General features: G+C 26.7%; 3 protein-coding genes. All 3 read right to left on the bottom strand.

Translation table 11 applies throughout. The features are described 5' to 3' along the window. Nucleotides 1-1436: 1436 nt before the first annotated feature. The 3 genes from CRV11_RS00070 to CRV11_RS00060 all read right to left on the bottom strand — a co-directional run bounded on the left by CRV11_RS00070 (nt 1437) and on the right by CRV11_RS00060 (nt 3828). Nucleotides 1437-2132 (bottom strand): DUF2076 domain-containing protein, encoded by a 696-nt coding sequence (locus CRV11_RS00070; protein ID WP_136131315.1) that lies wholly within the window; start codon nt 2130-2132, stop codon nt 1437-1439. A gap of 192 nt (nt 2133-2324) precedes the next feature. Beyond that, on the bottom strand, nt 2325-2864 hold the full coding sequence (locus tag CRV11_RS00065; RefSeq protein ID WP_136131314.1) for a phospholipase D family nuclease: 540 nt from the start codon (nt 2862-2864) through the stop codon (nt 2325-2327). A gap of 88 nt (nt 2865-2952) precedes the next feature. Further along, nucleotides 2953-3828, bottom strand: coding sequence for a replication initiator protein A (locus tag CRV11_RS00060; RefSeq protein WP_136131313.1), 876 nt, complete (start codon nt 3826-3828; stop codon nt 2953-2955).

Genomic DNA, 3828 nt, shown 5'->3' with positions numbered 1-3828 from the left:
TTATTATGCTCTCTGAATAATATTAAATTTTTCTGAAAAATACCCTAACATAATTATTTATATAGAATTTTTATTAAATATTTATTTAAAATAAGCAAAATACAATTGTTCATCAACATTTGTGAATGTTGAAATTACAGTTTAACAAAAACATTATTAGTTATCCCCAAAATAAATTAATAACCTGTGAAAAAATTAGAGCATATAACCTGTGGATAACCTGTGGATAACCTGTGGATAACCTGTGGATAACCTGTGGATAACCTGTGGATAACCTGTGGATAACTTGTGGAAAAGCTGTGCATAAAACACTATTACTACTGTGATTTAAATAACCTGTGGATAACCTGTGGATAACCTGTGGATAACCTGTGGATAACCTGTGGATAACCTGTGGATAACCTGTGGATAACTTGTGGAAAAGCTGTGCATAAAACACTATTACTACTGTGATTTAAAAACTTTACTACTGTGATTTAAAAACTTTACTACTGTGATTTAAAAACCAAATACTGTGATTTAAAAACCGCTCCCGAAAGATTTTTTTTTTATTTCAATAACATACAAGCCAAAAAAAACTCTTAACTTATATTAACTACTTATTTATTTAACTATAAACCCTTTAACTTATTATTGACTACGCGCGAGACTTAAAATGTGGATAACTTTTTTAAAAATCACACAATGATAACAAAAAGAACAAAAAACCCTTTTACAAAGGAAAATAAATTATTATCTCAAGATAAAGCATTTAAAGGCACTCTAAATGCCCCTAAAAGGCCATAAGAACGATTTTAATGAAAAAGTAAAGGAGAAAGTCACCTGGAAGAGAAAAGCAGCTATTAAGTGCCATTAGGAAGGAATTTAAAAAAACTAAAAACAACCAAATAATTTTTGATTATTAAATATTAAAACAAAAACAAATATAAATAAGATTCAAAATAATCTAACGATATAACAAAAAACATCATATGCTTTCACAATCTAATACCTTTCCGTTTATCTTTAATGAACAAACAATAAACAAGGTAAATAAAATCTATAAATTGTTTTTGATCTCTTGTTTTTATCCTTGAATAGGACGTATAATTTAATTACGTATTTCTTTGAAAATATCACTAATTAACCTATCAGTTTATATTTCTACATCTTTAGGAATCTTGTTTCGTTTTATATTAGTATTGATGTAAGTAAATAATATTGATGTAAATGTTTAACTACATCATCTACATAATTAAAACGAAAAATATTCTCTGGATTACAATAACAATACAATTGATCTTATATTCATACGATAATTAATTTTAAAACTCGAGATCAAATTAATTAATAATTAAAGATTATTTAAAGTTCAACATCTATAATATAAATCAATCAATAAACTATAATTAAAATAACAAACAATTATTTAAAATAATAAATTTATTTTGTGTACATTACACAAAATCATCATCACCAAAATTACCTATATCAAAATCACTATCAGATACATGATCATCATAACTTGTAAGTTGATCATCAGAAAAACCATGATCAAAAGTATCTGAACTATCGTGACCCAAATCATGCAAATAACTTTCATTTTCCGCCATGGATGATGAACCATTATCTTCAATAACATCTACGATTTCTTCAGGAGTAGAATGATGAAACATATTACTCAACATATTTCCTATTACCACCCCGCCCGCCACACCTGCAGCAGTTTGTAACGCACCACTCATAAAACTAGTACCACCACTCCGAGGAGATATAGGGCTATTATAGTTAGGTTTATTACTAACTACCTGATTATTATTTTCAGCTACAGGAGATTGTAAACCAGTTGTATTTTCATTAGAAGAACCATTTCTGCTAAATAATTTACCTAAAAATGTCTTACCTTTATTATGATTTATTGATTGTAATTGACAAATGTCATTTTTCAGTTTTATAATTTCTTGATTTAGCTTATTCAAAGCAGCTTCTTGAATTAAAAGAGATTGAACCATATAATACGGTGCAGCAGGTTGTAATTTGATGGATTCCTGAATCTGTTTTTCTGCTTCAATATCTCTAGTGGATAAATTATCTTCCGCTTTTTTTAATCTCTGAAATAATTTTTCAATAAGGTTCTTTTCTTCAAATTGCATAATTTATATTCCCACATCTAGTTTTTATTTTAAAATATTTAATATGTTTTAATATTAAAATATATTAAATTAATTCTCAATATTTTATATATAACATTAGTTAAAACATATAATAACAATATGTTGCATAATTAATTTACTACATGTATTTATCTGTGATAAATTACGTTTTTTAATTAATTAATACTAATTTTAATATGTTGGTTTAGCATCTTTTCCTTCATCCCATAATCTATCAAATTCTTTAGAATACTTTCTAGCAACATCAATCCTGTTTTTAATATAGATAACATTTTCTGCATTATGTGATGTTGCATTTTTAGTATAATTAAAGGAACCTGTTTCTACTGATTTATCATCTATGATCATAAACTTATTATGCATAATGGTATATCTATTATTTAACCTTACAGGAACAAAATGATTAACCAAATATGTTACAGCAGTATATTTCCCTGTATTAGATTTTTTATCAACAACTAAACGCACATTTACACCTCTCTCTTGAGCGTTAATCAATGCTAAAGCTATGGGTTTACTAGTAAATGAATATGCAGCTACAGAAATCGAATTACGCGATTTTTCAATAGCATTCAATATTATTTGAATTGCCGAATGACCAGGAGAAAAACCTACCTCAACATCAGAAATCTTAAAAATAACAGCATTAGAAATAGACGAAAAACACAAAAGCAAAAAAGAAAAAATAACAACACTTAATTTTCTATTCATTTTTAAAAAACCTTAAAACCTAAATAAAATTCTATAACAACACTATCAAATCAAAAATATTTGCATTTTATTGTCATAATTTAGTTAATTAACTTTTAAGAAAATAATTATTTTTAATTTTCTTAGGTTTTGAAGCATAATCTGATATTCTTAATTTATTATTTCGATTATCAAAAATCACCATATCTCCCTTAGGATTATAGCGGATTTCATAATCAGGAAGATCATTCTTTCTAGCAAGTTGTTTAATATTATACCTAAACATCTTCAACAAAGCTGTACTACCGGTCTTTAAATGCAGTTTATCAAGAGCTATAACAAATTCTCTCTGAGTACCACAATGTTTACGTGCAATTTCGTATATCCGTCTATCTATTGCTTTTCTAATGCGAAAATAATCTGGACTTATTTTTAATATTTTTTTTTTATATAGAGCTTGATATAACCAATTAGGCAGAGTAACTTTTACCATTCCAATATCTAATTTACCTTTTTTTTCTTCAAGAATTTGCCAACTATCAATAAGACCAAATCCTATAATTTCTTGTTTTTTCTTAGAATAAGATATATTTGTCTTGATGGTAGTTCCTTGTAATCGGTCTAAAGCTTTTTCCAATTCTTGATAAGTTCTACCACTAATTGTTCTATTGGTCGCTATAAAAAAATCATAAGGTGTAAAACAAACAGTTCTACTAATCTCTTTATTTATATTCATCGATTCCTGTAATTTAGAAATTACATAAATCCAAACATCTTTATCAAAAATAGTTGCCAATCCATCTGCTGTTGGTTTCACTATAACAGTAATATTACCATTTTTATATTCTCTAATTTTTGTATTTCCACCTTTTAAAGCAAAGAAAGGATGTTCCATGCTAGCAATTTCATCTCTAAAACTGGAAATCTTTATCTCATCTGTAATAAAAAAATCCAATTCATATTTGCGCGGATTTAATGTATTCAA

Source organism: Candidatus Pantoea edessiphila (genome assembly GCF_002933335.1).
GTDB lineage: Bacteria > Pseudomonadota > Gammaproteobacteria > Enterobacterales > Enterobacteriaceae > Pantoea_C.
Note: the sequence above shows the minus strand (reverse complement) of the source record. Positions and strands in the feature narration are given on the sequence as shown.